18 protein-coding genes are annotated in these 15,504 nt (G+C 35.9%); 6 read left to right on the forward strand and 12 right to left on the reverse strand.

The features are described from left to right. Positions 1 to 117: 117 nt before the first annotated feature. From ACZ9HT_RS05200 to ACZ9HT_RS05215, 4 genes are all read right to left on the reverse strand, one after another. Positions 118 to 636, reverse strand: coding sequence for an efflux RND transporter periplasmic adaptor subunit (locus ACZ9HT_RS05200; protein ID WP_476039398.1), 519 nt, complete (start codon positions 634 to 636; stop codon positions 118 to 120). Beyond that, entirely contained in the window at positions 593 to 1,192 is a 600-nt protein-coding gene (locus ACZ9HT_RS05205) for a cytochrome b/b6 domain-containing protein (protein WP_476039399.1), read from the reverse strand. Before ACZ9HT_RS05205 ends, ACZ9HT_RS05200 begins: the two co-directional genes overlap by 44 nt. A 16-nt stretch (positions 1,193 to 1,208) precedes the next feature. Further along, positions 1,209 to 1,346, reverse strand: coding sequence for a hypothetical protein (locus ACZ9HT_RS05210; RefSeq protein ID WP_476039400.1), 138 nt, complete (start codon positions 1,344 to 1,346; stop codon positions 1,209 to 1,211). 120 nt (positions 1,347 to 1,466) lie between these two features. Then, positions 1,467 to 1,850 carry a hypothetical protein gene (locus tag ACZ9HT_RS05215; protein ID WP_476039401.1) on the reverse strand — a complete coding sequence of 128 codons (384 nt, stop codon included), beginning with the start codon at positions 1,848 to 1,850 and terminating at the stop codon, positions 1,467 to 1,469. A 219-nt stretch (positions 1,851 to 2,069) separates the two neighbouring features. Between ACZ9HT_RS05215 and lysS the strand changes: the two genes are divergently transcribed. From lysS to ACZ9HT_RS05240, 5 genes are all read left to right on the forward strand, one after another. Continuing rightward, on the forward strand, positions 2,070 to 3,767 hold the full coding sequence (lysS, locus tag ACZ9HT_RS05220) for a lysine--tRNA ligase (protein ID WP_476039402.1): 1,698 nt from the start codon (positions 2,070 to 2,072) through the stop codon (positions 3,765 to 3,767). 20 nt (positions 3,768 to 3,787) lie between these two features. Further along, the gene (locus ACZ9HT_RS05225) at positions 3,788 to 4,204 is read left to right on the forward strand and encodes an OsmC family protein (protein WP_476039403.1); all 417 of its coding nucleotides are present in this window, start codon (positions 3,788 to 3,790) and stop codon (positions 4,202 to 4,204) included. Between the two features lie 226 nt (positions 4,205 to 4,430). Further along, a complete protein-coding gene (gyrB, locus tag ACZ9HT_RS05230; RefSeq protein WP_476039404.1) occupies positions 4,431 to 6,365 on the forward strand; it encodes a DNA topoisomerase (ATP-hydrolyzing) subunit B in 1,935 nt (644 codons plus the stop codon). 139 nt (positions 6,366 to 6,504) lie between these two features. Further along, positions 6,505 to 7,314 (forward strand): RsiV family protein, encoded by an 810-nt coding sequence (locus tag ACZ9HT_RS05235; RefSeq protein WP_476039405.1) that lies wholly within the window; start codon positions 6,505 to 6,507, stop codon positions 7,312 to 7,314. Positions 7,315 to 7,364: 50 nt separating this feature from the next. Next, positions 7,365 to 8,216: a diacylglycerol/lipid kinase family protein gene (locus tag ACZ9HT_RS05240; protein WP_476039406.1), complete on the forward strand. Its 852-nt coding sequence runs from the start codon at positions 7,365 to 7,367 to the stop codon at positions 8,214 to 8,216. A 32-nt stretch (positions 8,217 to 8,248) separates the two neighbouring features. On the opposite strand, the gene ACZ9HT_RS05245 is transcribed toward ACZ9HT_RS05240, so the two are convergent. The 8 genes from ACZ9HT_RS05245 to ACZ9HT_RS05280 are packed head-to-tail and all read right to left on the reverse strand — an operon-like array spanning position 8,249 to position 13,947. Further along, positions 8,249 to 9,547 (reverse strand): cryptochrome/photolyase family protein, encoded by a 1,299-nt coding sequence (locus ACZ9HT_RS05245; protein ID WP_476039407.1) that lies wholly within the window; start codon positions 9,545 to 9,547, stop codon positions 8,249 to 8,251. Then, positions 9,537 to 10,190 (reverse strand): MarR family winged helix-turn-helix transcriptional regulator, encoded by a 654-nt coding sequence (locus tag ACZ9HT_RS05250; RefSeq protein ID WP_476039408.1) that lies wholly within the window; start codon positions 10,188 to 10,190, stop codon positions 9,537 to 9,539. Before ACZ9HT_RS05250 ends, ACZ9HT_RS05245 begins: the two co-directional genes overlap by 11 nt. 4 nt (positions 10,191 to 10,194) lie before the next feature. Then, positions 10,195 to 10,890, reverse strand: a complete 696-nt coding sequence (locus ACZ9HT_RS05255; RefSeq protein ID WP_476039409.1) for an SDR family NAD(P)-dependent oxidoreductase — start codon at positions 10,888 to 10,890, stop codon at positions 10,195 to 10,197. Between the two features lie 11 nt (positions 10,891 to 10,901). Beyond that, positions 10,902 to 11,045, reverse strand: a complete 144-nt coding sequence (locus ACZ9HT_RS05260; protein ID WP_476039410.1) for a DUF2256 domain-containing protein — start codon at positions 11,043 to 11,045, stop codon at positions 10,902 to 10,904. Between the two features lie 18 nt (positions 11,046 to 11,063). Then, positions 11,064 to 11,687 carry a flavin reductase family protein gene (locus ACZ9HT_RS05265; protein WP_476039411.1) on the reverse strand — a complete coding sequence of 208 codons (624 nt, stop codon included), beginning with the start codon at positions 11,685 to 11,687 and terminating at the stop codon, positions 11,064 to 11,066. Next, the gene (locus ACZ9HT_RS05270; protein ID WP_476039412.1) at positions 11,688 to 11,960 is read right to left on the reverse strand and encodes a TIGR03643 family protein; all 273 of its coding nucleotides are present in this window, start codon (positions 11,958 to 11,960) and stop codon (positions 11,688 to 11,690) included. Next, positions 11,960 to 13,279 (reverse strand): ABC1 kinase family protein, encoded by a 1,320-nt coding sequence (locus ACZ9HT_RS05275; RefSeq protein WP_476039413.1) that lies wholly within the window; start codon positions 13,277 to 13,279, stop codon positions 11,960 to 11,962. Before ACZ9HT_RS05275 ends, ACZ9HT_RS05270 begins: the two co-directional genes overlap by 1 nt. Next, positions 13,276 to 13,947, reverse strand: a complete 672-nt coding sequence (locus ACZ9HT_RS05280) for a TetR family transcriptional regulator C-terminal domain-containing protein (RefSeq protein WP_476039414.1) — start codon at positions 13,945 to 13,947, stop codon at positions 13,276 to 13,278. Before ACZ9HT_RS05280 ends, ACZ9HT_RS05275 begins: the two co-directional genes overlap by 4 nt. Positions 13,948 to 14,034: 87 nt before the next feature. Here ACZ9HT_RS05280 and ACZ9HT_RS05285 point away from each other — a divergent pair, with 87 nt between their 5' ends. Then, positions 14,035 to 15,504 carry a phytoene desaturase family protein gene (locus tag ACZ9HT_RS05285; protein ID WP_476039415.1) on the forward strand — a complete coding sequence of 490 codons (1,470 nt, stop codon included), beginning with the start codon at positions 14,035 to 14,037 and terminating at the stop codon, positions 15,502 to 15,504.

A 15,504-nucleotide genomic window follows, 5' to 3' on the forward strand; every position in this document is an offset into this window, starting at 1 on the left:
GTTTTTCAGCGCCATTAATAATTGATAAGCGCCTTTGGTCACAAATTTTTTGCTTTTATTTTCCTCTTTGAAATTCAACAATTCAGTAAATCCATTTTCAGAATTTCCGATCTCTACCTAAAACATCTTGTAGGTTTTAGGTTTAATTTCTACGAAAACATATTGCTTTTCTTCCCAGGTTACAATCGCATCATCGGGAATTACAATTCCTTCTTCAGAATCTGCTTCCATTTCAGCGTTCATAAAAGTTCCCGGAAGCAAAGCCAATCGAGTATCTACAAAATGACAATGAATCAAAACACTGCGATCGACAAAAAAATCTTTACCAATTAGAAAAACACGAGCTTCATATTTTTTGGTCGGATTTTGATTGGTGAATGCAAATACTTTCTGACCAGTTTTAATCTTGATCAAATCTTTTTCAAAAACCTTTAAGGCCAAATGCAGATCGCCGGTATTCACAATCTCAAACATTTTATCCATTGGAGAAACATATTGTCCAATATTTATATTTACGCTAGAAATATATCCTGAAATCGTGGAATTCACGGCAAATGTTCGGCGAATGTTATTGGCGCTTAAAGAGCTGGGATTAATTCCCAACGCCGTTAATTTTTGTGGCTTCAGAATCTCCACCAATCATTTTTGAGGTAATTCCTTTTCGATTTGTATTTTCAGAAATAGCGACGCCAGCAAAGTGCAAAAGAACAAAAATCGGCATCCAGTAAACGGCGAGTTTGTGGGTTGTCTCTGCTAAATCTGCCAGTGATTCGGATCCTATTTCAAATTTCAGAATACTTCCTGTAATTATTTGTACCGCAACTAAAACATAGAATCCAACATAAGTTAAACCTTGCAATTTTTCTTTAGTTGTGGTTGTTTTCAGAAAAGGATTTGGAAATCTTATTCCTTTAAAAATCATGTAAATAATCCTCGCGATAAAAGCAAAAGTAATCACGTATGCAGCGTAAACATGCCACTCAAACATTGGATCTTGCACAGAATGAACGATGGTTCGAAGGCTTTGTTTATCTAAATTCAGACTTTGAATTTGTGAATTTTTATTCACAGCAGTTGAAATGACAGTTTTGCTCATCCACACAATTCGAAGGAAGCCGGTGGTAAATAAAACCAATATTCCAAGTGCGAAAACCCAGTGTAATAAGCGATGTAGAGCGGTATATGTTTTCATTTTTATAAATATTTAATTAGTTCTGAGTTAAAGTGTTTAACTGAATTGTTTTTTCATTCAGCATTTCAAACAATCCATAAATAATTAAACCAAGCGTCATCAAAATGATGATCAGTTTATTTTTTATAGAAAATTTTATAATTTTATTGAGCATTTTACAGGAAGTTTGAGCATTGTTAGATGATCATCTCAACAATACTTCTTAAGTTAGAAATACTTAAAGATCAGTCAGAATCTGAAGATTTGACGGAATGATACACGAAAATATATTTATTTATATTTTTGGCGGCTCCCAGATCGTTTGTAAAACTGAAGGATAGAATTTTTCGCAATAGGCAAAATTAGTCGAGTAATCAACGTAAATATTTTCCCGTTGTAAATTTAAATTTGCCTTGTGGGGCTGAATATTTAAAGTGATGGAAGAACTGGAAAAATCATGACTTTTATATGGTAATTTCATATCCTCTTCGTAATCATTATCTACGATTTGCTTATCTACATAATGCATTTTAATAAACGCATATATTGAAATATCGTGGTTGGCAATTTTATGAGAAATATAATGTTCAACCAATTTTGGAAGTTTCACGATTTGTCTGACTTCCGAAAAAGAAATTAGGTACGTGATGAGCATTAAATAGAGAAATATTTTCTTCACCCAACAAATTTAATGATAATAGTCTGAAGACAGCACCGCATTAGGAATATGGAATGATTACAGATAAAGATCATGTTATTTTTCTTACATTACTATTGAAGACAAAAGTTATTTAAAATTTAGTAAGAAAGTATGCAATTCGATAAATTCATCCGTAACGGTCGATTGTCAATTCCCAGAAAAAATGACTAAATTTGCAGTCTTAAAATAGCAAGAAAAATGCAGTTATCAGAACAGGAAATAATCCGCAGAGAAAAGTTACAAACTCTGGAAAAAATGGGCATCAACGCTTTTCCAGCCGAAGAATATAAAATAACAGATACTTCTAAATCCATCAAGCAGGATTTTGTTGAAGGAAAAGAAGTGACCATCGCAGGTCGATTAATGAGCCGTAGAATTCAGGGGAAAGCAAGTTTTGCAGAACTTCAGGATTCAGAAGGTAAAATACAGGTTTATTTTAACCGCGACGAAATCTGTACTGGTGAGGATAAAAGCCTTTATAATGACGTTTATAAGCATCTTTTAGACATCGGTGATATTATCGGGATTGAAGGTGAACTGTTCAATACTCAAGTTGGAGAAATGACGGTCAAGGTGACGAATTTTACTTTGCTCACCAAATCTTTACGTCCGCTTCCACAAGCTAAAACTGATGAAAATGGTGTCGTTTACGATGCATTTAATGATCCGGAACTTCGATACAGGCAACGTTATGTAGATTTAATTGTGAATCCACAAGTAAAAGAAGTTTTCATTAAAAGAACAAAATTGTTCAACGCAATGCGAACTTACTTTAATAATGCAGGTTATTTTGAAGTGGAAACTCCGATTTTACAGGCTATACCAGGTGGTGCTGCGGCGAAACCTTTTATCACGCATCATAATGCATTAGACATTCCATTATATTTAAGAATTGCGAACGAGTTATATCTAAAAAGATTGATCGTTGGTGGATTTGACGGTGTTTATGAATTCTCAAAAAACTTTAGAAATGAAGGAATGGACCGAACTCATAATCCTGAATTTACGGCGATGGAAATTTATGTCGCGTATAAAGATTATAATTGGATGATGGATTTCACGGAAAAATTACTGGAATTTTCTGCGATTGAAGTGAACGGATCTACAGATTCAACTTTTGGCGAACACACCATCAATTGGAAAGCGCCTTATCCAAGGATTTCAATGACCGAATCTATTCAACATTTCACTGGATTTGATATTACTGGAAAATCCGAACAGGAATTGTTTGATTTTGCAAGATCGATTGGTGTTGAAGTAAATGAAACGATGGGTAAAGGAAAATTAATTGATGAAATTTTTGGGGAAAAATGTGAAGGAAATTACATCCAACCAACGTTCATTACCGACTATCCTATCGAAATGTCGCCTTTAACAAAGAAACACAGAAGCAAAGAAGGTTTAACGGAACGTTTTGAATTAATGGTTTGCGGAAAAGAAATCGCAAATGCTTATTCAGAATTAAATGATCCGATCGATCAAAGAGAGCGTTTTCAAAAACAAGTTGAATTAGGTCAAAAAGGTGATGATGAAGCAATGTTTATTGACCAGGACTTCTTGAGAGCTCTGGAATACGGAATGCCGCCAACTTCGGGTTTAGGAATTGGAATGGATCGTTTGATTATGTATTTAACGAACAATCCCTCAATTCAGGAAGTTCTATTTTTCCCTCAAATGAAACCGGAAAAAGCTACTCCAACCTTCGAATTAGATGAAGACGAAAAACTGGTTTTAGAAATTTTGAATTCTTCAGAAGAACCAATGACTTTAGGTTTGGTAAAAGTTAAAAGTAATCTTTCCGGAAAAAAATGGGATAAAGCCGCTAAAAATTTAACGAAATACAATTTGGTTAAAGTAGAGAAGATCGACGATGTCGTTTTGATGAAATTAGTATAACACCAATTAAAAATCATATTATGAAAAGAAATGCAACAGCCATTTGGCAAGGTTCCGGTAAAGAAGGAAAAGGAAATTTGACAACCCAAAGCACCACCTTAAACCAAACTCAATACTCCTACAACTCCCGTTTTGAGGAAGGTGTAGGAACGAATCCTGAAGAATTGATCGCAGCAGCACACGCAGGTTGCTTCACAATGGCTTTATCTTTCAAAATAGATGAAGCAGGTTTTAAAGCAGAAAAATTAGAAACGAAATGCGTTATTAATCTGGATGCTAAAGAGGGAAAAATAACCGAATCAATGTTGACCTTAATGGCAACAGTTCCGGGATTATCTCAGGAAAAATTTGATGATTTAGTTGCTGATGCAGAAAAGAACTGCCCAATTTCTAAATTACTGAATACTGAGATCAAAGTAGAAGCAACTTTAGCTTAAAAAGAAAATAAAAGTTAAAATTTAGCTTGAAATCCTCAATTCTTTGAGGATTTTTTCGTGGAAAACACCCCTAATTTTATGACTTTCTTAACTTTGATATTACATCGAAATTCAGTATATTTGTGAGCCTTTTGAAATAGTCAAAAACAGACAAATTTCAGTATCATTTTAATATAAATTTCATTGAATATGTTGGCGTTAAATGACTTCAACAAACAACAATATTATGAGTCAAAAAGAATATACAGCGAGTAGCATCCAAGCTTTAGAAGGAATGGAGCATGTAAGAATGCGACCATCAATGTACATTGGTGATGTAGGTTTAAGAGGTTTGCATCACTTGGTTTACGAAGTTGTGGACAACTCGATTGATGAAGCTTTGGCAGGACATTGCGACACTATTTCCGTAATTATTCACGAAGGTGAAAGTATCTCTGTAAAGGATAACGGTCGTGGAATCCCTGTAGATTTGCACGAGAAAGAACAAAAATCTGCTTTAGAGGTCGTAATGACCAAAATTGGAGCCGGTGGAAAATTTGATAAAGATTCCTATAAAGTTTCCGGTGGTCTTCACGGAGTTGGAGTTTCTGTGGTAAATGCCCTTTCCAATTCTCTAATTGCAACTGTAAACAGAGATGGTAAAACCTATCAGCAAAAATATTCTAAAGGAAAAGCTTTAGCAGATGTTCAGGAAATCGGTACCACTACCGAACGTGGAACGGAAGTTTTCTTTCAGGCAGATGACACCATTTTCCAGGAACTGATCTTTAATTACGATACGTTAGCAAGCAGAATGCGCGAGCTTTCTTACCTGAATAAAGGCATCAAATTGACTTTAACGGACGAACGGGTTCTGGAGGAAGATGGAACTGCTAAACATGACCTCTTCTTTTCTGAAGGTGGCTTGAAGGAATTTGTAGAATATATCGATGGAAACCGCGAAAGCATCATGAACAGCGTAATTTTCATGGAAGGTGAAAAAGATAATATTCCGGTGGAAGTTGCAATGAGATACAACACTTCTTACACGGAAAACCTGCACTCTTACGTTAATAATATCAATACCCATGAAGGTGGAACTCACCTTGCCGGTTTCAGAAGGGCTTTAACGAGAACTTTGAAGAAGTTTGCAGACGAGTTAGGACTTCCAGCAAAAGAAAAGGTAGAAGTTACCGGTGATGATTTCCGTGAAGGATTGACTGCTGTGATTTCTGTAAAAGTGATGGAACCTCAGTTTGAAGGTCAGACCAAAACTAAATTAGGAAACTCCGAAGTTTCCGGTGCAGTTGATAAGATCGTAGGAGAAATGCTTTCTAATTTTTTGGAAGAAAATCCGAATGAAGCGAAACTTATCGTTCAAAAAGTAGTTTTAGCTGCAAAAGCGAGACAGGCTGCAAAAAAAGCACGTGAATTAGTACAGCGTAAATCGCCGATGGGCGGAAGCGGATTGCCAGGAAAACTGTCCGACTGTTCTTCCAAAGATCCTGCAATTTCGGAATTATTCTTAGTCGAGGGAGATTCAGCAGGTGGAACAGCGAAACAAGGTCGTGACCGTCATTTTCAAGCGATTTTGCCATTAAGAGGTAAAATTCTGAATGTTGAGAAATCAATGGTTCATAAAGTGTACGACAACGAAGAGATCAAAAATATTTATACAGCTCTCGGCGTTTCTGTGGGAACAGAAGAAGACAGTAAAGCACTGAATATCGCCAAATTAAGATATCATAAAATTGTGATCATGTGTGATGCCGATATTGACGGTGCTCACATTTCGACTTTAATTTTAACGTTCTTCTTTAGATATATGAAAGAATTGATCGAGAATGGATACATTTACATCGCTCAGCCACCCTTATATCTCTTGAAAAAAGGAAGTAAAAAAATCTACGCGTACAATGAAAAGGAACGTGAAGAAATTACTTTAGAAATGGCGCCAGACGGTAAAGGTGTTGAAGTTCAACGTTACAAAGGTCTTGGGGAAATGAATCCGGAGCAGCTTTGGGAAACAACTTTAAATCCAGAAAAAAGAACGCTGAAACAAGTGACGATCGAAAGTTTGGCAGAAGCAGACAATGTATTCAGTATGTTAATGGGCGACGAAGTACCACCAAGAAGAGAATTTATCGAGAAGAATGCGATCTACGCAAAAATCGATGTTTAAGACTTTTTGAACGATATTATTTAAACTGCTCAATTTTTTGAGCAGTTTTTTTTTGCTTTGAAAGAATCATCCGTTTTAAAAGTTATGAAAACATTACTAAACCATTTTTTTAAACAAATTATTTTCATTAAATTTAAAAATGAAAAATTTCTTAATCCTTGTAATTTCATTTTCCTGCCTTTTATCCAGCTGTAACAAAGAAAAAACGACCGTTGAAACGACGCCTAAAGCCGCATTAGATACGGTAATAGTTCCGGAACAATTCACCATAGATTCCGTTAGTGTTGGCGATTCTTTAAAAATTGATGACAACTTAACGATCAGTTTTAAATCCAAATTGCTGGTTTTTCCACAGATCAAAGATTCTGTACTTCTGGATTCCATTTATGCAAAGGAGCAAATTTATGCAGGTAATTATTCCAAACCAAATCTGATCAAGGAATTAGAAGCAAAAAAAACGAAATTTTTCGAGGATAACAAAAAATCTTTAAAAGACTGGAAACCCGATTTTAAGTCAACCTGGAACAGCGATTCCGATATGAAAATGTTTTCAAAAGAAAATGATTTAATGACGATCCAGTATTCCGGAAATGGATTTACAGGCGGTGCCCACGGCTATTATTATAAATTCTTTAAGGTCTTTGATCTAAAAAACAACAAAACAATTGAACTTTCCGATATTCTTGCAGAAAAAGATCCGAAAATATGGAGCAGAATTTTAATGGACAATTTTTTAAAAAACGATCTGGACAAAGGACAGGCGGAAATGCTTTTAGTTAAAGAAATTCCACTGAACAATAATTTTTACTTCGATAAAGAAGCTTTATACTTTCTTTATAATCAATACGAAATTACGGCTTATGCAGCGGGTCCGGTTTTAATAAGAATTCCATTTTCGGCCATTAAACCTTTAATGAAAAGCGAATTTAAAACGCGCATCGGTTTATAAAAACTCAAAGAAAGCTGGTTTTATCGCTGGCTTTTTCTATTTTTGTTCTTATGCAAAATGTCGCCTTTATCATCAATCCTTTTTCCGCAAAAAAAAATTATCAGCCTTTTTTAGGTTCCCTTAAAAAAGCGCTGGGCGATCCTAATTACTACATTTCGGATTCTGTGGAAGGCACGGCAAATTTCATCCGGGACAATTTCGACAAAACCGATATTTTTGTGGCAGTTGGTGGCGATGGAACCATTTCTTCGGTAGCGAAAAGCCTTATCAATACCGGGAAAATTATCGCAATTTTTCCTGCAGGTTCCGGAAATGGTTTCTCCAATGAAAATAATTTCAGTAAAAATCTGGAAGAGCTTCTGGCTAAAATTAAATCTAAAAAATACCGCGAAATCGACACTTTTAAAGTCAATGATAAATTATCGATCAATGTTTCAGGCACTGGTTTCGACGGCAAAGTGGTAAAGGAGTTTGAAAAGACGGATCGTGGTTTCAAAAATTATATCAAAGTTTCTGTTAAAACCTTCTTCAGCTACAAACCGATTCAGGTAAAATTTCAGTCCGAACAATTTAAAAAGCACGACGGCGAATATTTAATGATGAATATCGCAAACACCCGACAATTCGGGAACAACGCTTATATTGCCCCACATGCGAGTACGGTTGATGGTTTGGTTGATGTGGTTTTGGTGAAAAAATTTCCGCTCTTGTACGGAGCCGTTTTTGCAATTCGAATGTTTTCGAAAAATTTAAAAGAAAACGAATACGTTACTTATCTTTCTGTTCCGGAAATTGAGTTCAGCGTAAATACGGCGGATTGGCATCTTGATGGTGAGTATAATGAAATTAACTCTCCTATTCAAATAAAAGTGCTGCCGAAAAGCTTAAAAATTTTGATCTGAAAAATTTTCTCGAAGTTGAAAAGTAAAATATTCTACTCCTGAATTCCTTTTTTATAGGTATCCAAAGCTCTGGCGCGTGCAAATTTATGCTCAACGATAGGATGTGGATAATCTTTCGTTCCGAATTCTTTGACCCATTTTTTGATGTATTTAAATTCCGGATCAAATTTTTTCTGCTGTTCTTCCGGATTAAATATACGAAAATAAGGTGCCGAATCGCAACCGCTTCCCGCGCTCCACTGCCAGTTTCCGTTGTTTGCCGATAAATCATAATCCAATAATTTTTCCGCGAAATAAGCTTCTCCAATTCGCCAGTCCATCAAAAGATGTTTGGTGAAAAAACTTGCACAAACCATTCGAACGCGATTGTGCATAAATCCAGATTCATTTAATTCCCGCATGCCGGCATCAACAATAGGATATCCCGTTTTTCCTTCCTGCCAGTTTTTTAAATTTTCATCATCATAAAGCCACTTTATATTATCGTATTTCCTTTTGAAAGATTCATGAACCACTTTTGGAAAGTGATAAAGAATCTGCATAAAAAATTCCCGCCAGATCAATTCTTTTAAATAAGTTTGATTCAGTTCTTTACCATCTGCAGCCAGTTTACGAACGCTGATGGTTCCAAAACGAAGATGAACACTCATTTCGGAAGTTTTCGTGGTCGGAAAATTTCTCGTCTCGTCGTAGGTTTTTAAAATCTTAGGATTGATCTTGGGAACTTCAAAGCGATAATCTGTTTTAATAAATCCAATTTTATCTAAAGAAAAATCTTGTTTTTCAGTATCTAAAAAATTTTGCAGATGTTTTTCACTTGGATAAAACTCGACTTTACTGGCGTCATATTTCAGGAGCCACTGTTTTGAATAAGGCGTGTAGATCGTGTACGGCTTGCCATCAGCTTTTAAAATATCATCTTTATGAAAATGAACCTGATCTTTAAAAGATTGAAAGGCAATATCTTTTTTTTCTAAAAATTCCTGAATTTCCTGATCTCTTTTGATGGCCGAAGGTTCGTAATCTTCATTGCAGAAAACGCTTTCGACCTCATAATTTTCAACGAGTTCTTTAAAAACATCAATGGCTTTTCCATGCAGAATTTTAATCGACTTGCCAGATTTTTCTAAATATTGATTCAGCATCTGCAAAGCCTGAAAAATAAAATCGACTCTTTTATCTTCTTTATTTTCTAGTTTTGAAAGAATTTCGGTGTCGAAAATAAAAACAGGCAAAACACTTTCCGAAGATTTTAAGGCTTCAAAAAGTCCGTGATTATCCGTGAGACGTAAATCTCTACGAAACCAAAAAACAGTTATTTTATTCGGCATTTTGTACCATTTTCAGGATTTTTTTCGGCTCTTCATTTCGCAAATTCGTGTAGATCGTGTGATGAAAAGTATTGAGTTTTTTTAGAGAAATCAACAGTTCTTCTTTTTCTGTATCGTCAAGTTTACCACACATAATTTTTGAAACCATTGTAATATCTTTCATCGAATCCCGAAAAACAGTTTTCCCCTTTTCGGTCACAGAAATTCGGGTACTTCGCTTGTCATCTAAATCCGGACTTTCTGAAAGCAGTCCGTTTCTTACCAAGCGCTTGATGATCTCGATTCCGGTTTGCTTCTCGTGGGCATTTTTTTCGATGAGCTGCATCTTCGTTAAAGAGTCATAATCCATCAGTCTAAATAGATAGGTAAAATCTTCGTTCACCAGATCCGGATGATTTTCTAAAGACTTTTTAATTAAATGTTTAGAATATCGACCCAACATGATCACCTGTTTCGCAATTTCATTTTCACGGTCAAAAACCTGCAGATCAAATTTATCCGAGAGATTTCTAGGCGTTTCTTTTTCGTAAGCCTTTTCGTTCAGATACAATCGAAATTCTTCCAAAGAAGTCTGACCGCCTGGCTGCTCTTTCTGAAAATTATCCAGTTCAGCCAATATATCGATGATTAAATTTAATTCCATAACATTATAATTTTATATTTCCTAAGCCACCATCAACACCAATAACCTGTCCTGTCATCCAGGAACTTTTGTCGGAGAGTAAGAACTCAACCAATTGCGCACTGTCGTCGACTGAGCCAATTCTTTGCAACGGATGTCTTTTCGCAGAAGATTCTCTTTTGTCTTCTGTAGAAAGCAGCATTGCAGCTAAAGTAGTATCTGAAAGCGATGGCGCAATCACATTTACCCGAATTTTAGAAGCGGCTACTTCTGCAGCTAAACTTCTTGCAAAACTCTCAATCGCTCCTTTACTTGCTGCAATTGAAGTATGAAAAGGCATTCCCACTTTAGCGGCAACCGTAGAAAAAAGAACAATACTTCCCGACCCCGATTTCTTCAGGGCAGGCAAACATTTCTGAATAACCTTAACAGCGCCTAAAAAATTTTGATGAAAATCTGCCAAAAAATCTGCTTCTGACAGTCGATTGAAAGGTTTTAAATTAATAGAACCCGGACAAAAAACCAGACCGTGTAATTCTTCCGGCAAAGATACTTCACTCAAATCATCTGTGGAAACATCTAACTCAAAAAAATGAGTTCCTAAATTTTCTAATTCAGGCGTTGTATTCCGGGAGATTGTGTAAAGATTTTCTTCTTTTAAAAGTTCCGCAGATTTGAGGCCGATCCCTTTTCCCGCGCCGACAATCAATATATTTTTCATGTTATAAAACGTTAATTATTATTATTTCTTCTGCACTTTTCGCTGCAGTACAAAACATTTTCCCAATCTCTTTCCCATTTTTTTCGCCAGGAAAAAGGTTTTTTGCAGACCAAACAGATCTTCGCAGGCAAATCTTGCTTTTTTACATTTTTCAAGACAATTACAATTTATATTCAGGGTTTCGCGTAAGGCAACTGCTCTAAAAAACGACTCGAATAATAAGCATCTAAACCGCCGCTCAACAACAAGTCATCAACTTTTACCAGGCCATCTTCGGCCAGTCTCTCTTTGGGAATCTGGATCCATTCGATACTTCCAATGACCAAGATCGTATTGTTGATTTTAAGATCTACAATTTCCTGAAGTTTCATTTCAACTTTAATTGAAGCTTCTTTAACAAACGGCGCAAAACAATTTCCTAAATATTCCGGCGTAAAACCAACTGCCTTAAACTCGGAAGAATCTTTTGGATATCTCGCGGAAGTTTGGTGTGCCTGTTTTACATATTTTTCATGGATCAGATTGAGCGTGTAACTTTCAGTTTCTTTGATGTTTACTAAAGTGTCCCGCTCCACAGAATCCGGTCTCGATATAAAACCAAACAAAGGCGGATGTGCACCTAGATGAATTAACGAATTAAAAATGGCTACGTTTTCCTGTCCGTTTTTGGCTTTCGTTCCGATCAAAGAAACCTGACGAATTCCGGCTAAAGAGTTGATCAATTTGGTGCGAAAAAGTTTTTCACTTTTCAGAATCAATTCCTGAGTCAGACTCAATAATTCGTACTCCTTCTCCATTTATCTTTTGCTAATCTTATTTCCTGAAATAGCCCGTTGTCTGGTGCATTTAAATCTCTCAATCCCGGAACTTCTTTTATATAGATGTTTCTGACTGATGCCGGAATTTACTCGGGCGCGCCATAATTTAAAAGAACTTCTTTTTAATTCTTTTCGCATTAAAATGATCACGTCTTTTTCGGTTAAAGAAAATTGATATTCAATAGCTTCAAACGGCGTTCGGTCTTCCCACGCCATTTCGATAACGCGATCGATCTGTACAGTGTTCAACATCAATTTGTAATATATTTTTTATAGTTATTGATGACTACATTTTTAGCTTTAATATCGTGCATTAAATTATACAAACCGAAAAATGTTCTGTTCATATAAATAAAATGCCGCGAACCTCGATTGGCATTTCTGCCCTTCATTTGGGTGTTTTTCGCATATTTCTGTCCAAGATCTGCGATCGCTGCGAAGAATTTTCCATCAGAAAAATCAAAATTTTCTTCTTGAAAAGGAACGGTGAATAAATACAGTAATTCATAAAATATCTGTGTAAAAAACGCTCTTTCCTCTGGCGAATCGTCGGCTCTGATGATCTCTAATTCTATTAATTTCTCGTCGAAAAACTCCTTGTTATCCAGGTTTTCCCGAATCGACAATTCAAAATAAGGAGTATAAAACTCTTCCGGAATCGTTTTCATACATCCAAAATCAATAGCGATCAAAGTCCCGTCTTCCGATACCAAAAAATTTCCCGGGTGCGGATCCGCGTGAACTTTTCGTAATTTATGGATCTGAAACATATAGAAATCCCATAAAGCCTGTCCTACTTTCTGAGCCATTTCGGGATCATTATTTTCTGCGCAGAACGTGGATAAATGTTTCCCATGCATCCAATCCATGGTGATAATTCGGTTATTGGATAACTCTGGATAATAATTTGGAAAAGCTAAATTCGGCAGCATTTCACAATTTTTTCTGATCTGCAAACTTTGACGAAGTTCTAAATCATAATCCGTTTCTTCTAAAAGTTTATCTTCAACTTCTTTAAAATATTGATCAGAATCTTTTCCTTTTATATTGAACATCTTCATGGCAACCGGTTTTACCATGGCGAGATCAGAAGAAATACTATCGGAAACTCCGGGATACTGAATTTTTACAGCCAGTTCTTTGCCATCTTTCCAGGCTTTATGCACCTGACCAATACTGGCAGCATTGGTAGAATCTGCTTCAAATTGATCGTATAATTCTGTAGGTTTTTGTCCGAAATAATTTTTAAAGATCTTCGTCACCAAAGGTGCAGAAAGCGGCGGAACCTGAAACTGAGCTAAGGAAAATTTTTCTACATAAGCTGCCGGCAATATGTTTTTTTCCATGCTCAACATTTGCGCTACTTTCAAAGCACTTCCTTTTAGTTCTTTTAAACCGTCGTAAATGTCTGCAGCGTTATTTTTGTTGAGATTTCCTTTGGCTTCATCTTCCGTTTTCGTGATCTTTTCGCCGTAATATTTCAAGTAATTCACTCCTACCTTTGCACCGGTAGAAAGCAACTTGGTTGCGCGTTCGATTTTGCTGGTTGGTATTCTGTCTAATGTTTTCATGAAGGATTTTTTACTTTTTCGTTGAAGAGAAATTTTCCCAGATCCACTAATTTTTTCAAAGGCTGAACATCTAAGAATTCAAAGCTTGTATCAACGGACTTTTCAATAAAAATATCGGTTTTTTCAAAATTAGAACTCGTATCATCCATCCAGAATTTGATGGTCGCTACAAAATGTCCCCAGTAGAATTCCTCGATTCCCTTATTTTTTAATTTGTCTATTTTCGCAGCACTTTCGCTTGTCCCTTCCATCAAGGGTTGCGAGATCGCCAATGACTTGATGAAGAGCTGAAATTCTCTTTTCAACGACCAGAGTTTTTTCATGTTCGCTAAATTATTCTTTTCGGACCCCAGTAAATAGATGATCAGACTTCTATTCATTGTCAACTGTTCGAAAAAAGTATAATAAAAGGAAAGCAACTTGTGTTTCGCATGATCACTCGCGTAAGTTTCTTCTTCGGAAATAAGCTGAATGGAACGGTCCATAAAAAATCGCAGATAATCACCTTCTAATTGCTCAAAGTTTGAGTAATAGAAGTAGAAATCGTTTTCAGTAAAACCATGATCTTCACAGAACGTGTAAACATTCACCGGTTTTTTATTATTTCTTAGTACATAATTAGAGTACAGGTCTAATATTTTTTGTTGATCAACGTCTATATTTTTCATATCTTGTATAATAAATTATGTACAAATTTAGTAAAAATATTTTCTAATTAAGAAATAAAAGTATATTTTTGTTCCATTATTGAAAACATGAAGAAGGTTGTTATTATAGGTTCAGGATTTTCCGCCATTGCTTCCGCTTGCTATATGGCGAAAGCGGGATATTCTGTGCAGGTTTTAGAGAAGAATGAACAGTTAGGTGGTCGCGCTTCACTTTTAGAAATTGAAGGTTTTAAATTTGATATGGGTCCAAGCTGGTATTGGATGCCCGATATTTTTGAGCGGTTCTTCGCTGATTTTGGAAAAAAAGTTTCAGATTATTATGAACTTCAGAAGCTTTCTCCCGGTTACAGAGTGATTTTCGGGAAAGATGATTACATTGATATTTCTGATGAGCCTGAAAAAATTATCGAAAAATTTGAAGAAGTTGAACCTGGAAGTGGTAAACATCTTCGAAAATTCATGGAGGATTCCCGTAAAAATTATGAGATCGCGATGAATGATCTGGTTTACAATCCCGGAAAGTCATTGCTGGAATTAGTTAATTTTGAGACCGCCATTAGACTTCCGTTATTTGTACAGAACATTTCCCAAACTGTTCGGAAGAATATAAAAAACCCGAAACTCCAAAGTATTTTAGAATTTCCTGTTCTTTTTTTAGGTGCGAAACCACAGAATACACCGGCGTTTTATAATTTTATGAATCATGCCGATTTCGGTTTAGGAACCTGGTATCCAAAAGGGGGTTTTAACGCAGTAGCTTTAGGAATGGTAAAACTGGCCAAAGAATTAGGCGTAAAATTTCTCGTCGATCAAGAAGTAACGAAAATCGAAACGGAAGATCACAAAGCAAAACGCGTCATTACGACAACCGACAGTTTTGAATCTGATCTGGTAATTTCGGGTGCAGACTATGCACACACCGAAAATTTGCTTCAACCTGACGAAAAAAATTATACCGATAAATATTGGCAAAAGAAAGTTTTTGCACCGTCCTCCTTTTTATATTATGTTGCATTTGATAAGAAAGTTCCGGAACTTCAACATCATAATTTATTTTTTGATACCGATTTTGGACAACACGCTGTGGATATTTACGATGAGCCTAAATTGCCTACAAAACCTTTGTTCTACGCGAATTTTTCCTCCAAGACAGATTTAGATTTATGTCCGGAAGGAAAGGAAATTGGCTTCTTTTTGATTCCAGTTGCGGTGGATTTAGAAGACAATCAAGAGATTCACGATCGATATTTCGAAATGATCATGGATCGGGTTCAGAAAAACATTGGAGTTGATCTTCGGGATTCTGTACTATTTAAAAAGAGTTTTGGCGTTCAGGATTTTAAAGAGCGGTACAACTCTTGCCGTGGTAATGCTTATGGTTTAGCCAACACTTTATTACAAACTTCTATTTTACGCCCGAGCATCAGCAATAAAAAAATCAAAAATCTATTCTATACCGGTCAGCTAACAGTTCCCGGACCCGGAGTTCCACCCGCCTTAATCTCCGGAAAAGTGGTTACAGATTACATTCTTCAACATCAAAATAAAATATTCTAA

Source organism: Chryseobacterium sp. UYP7 (assembly GCF_056279225.1).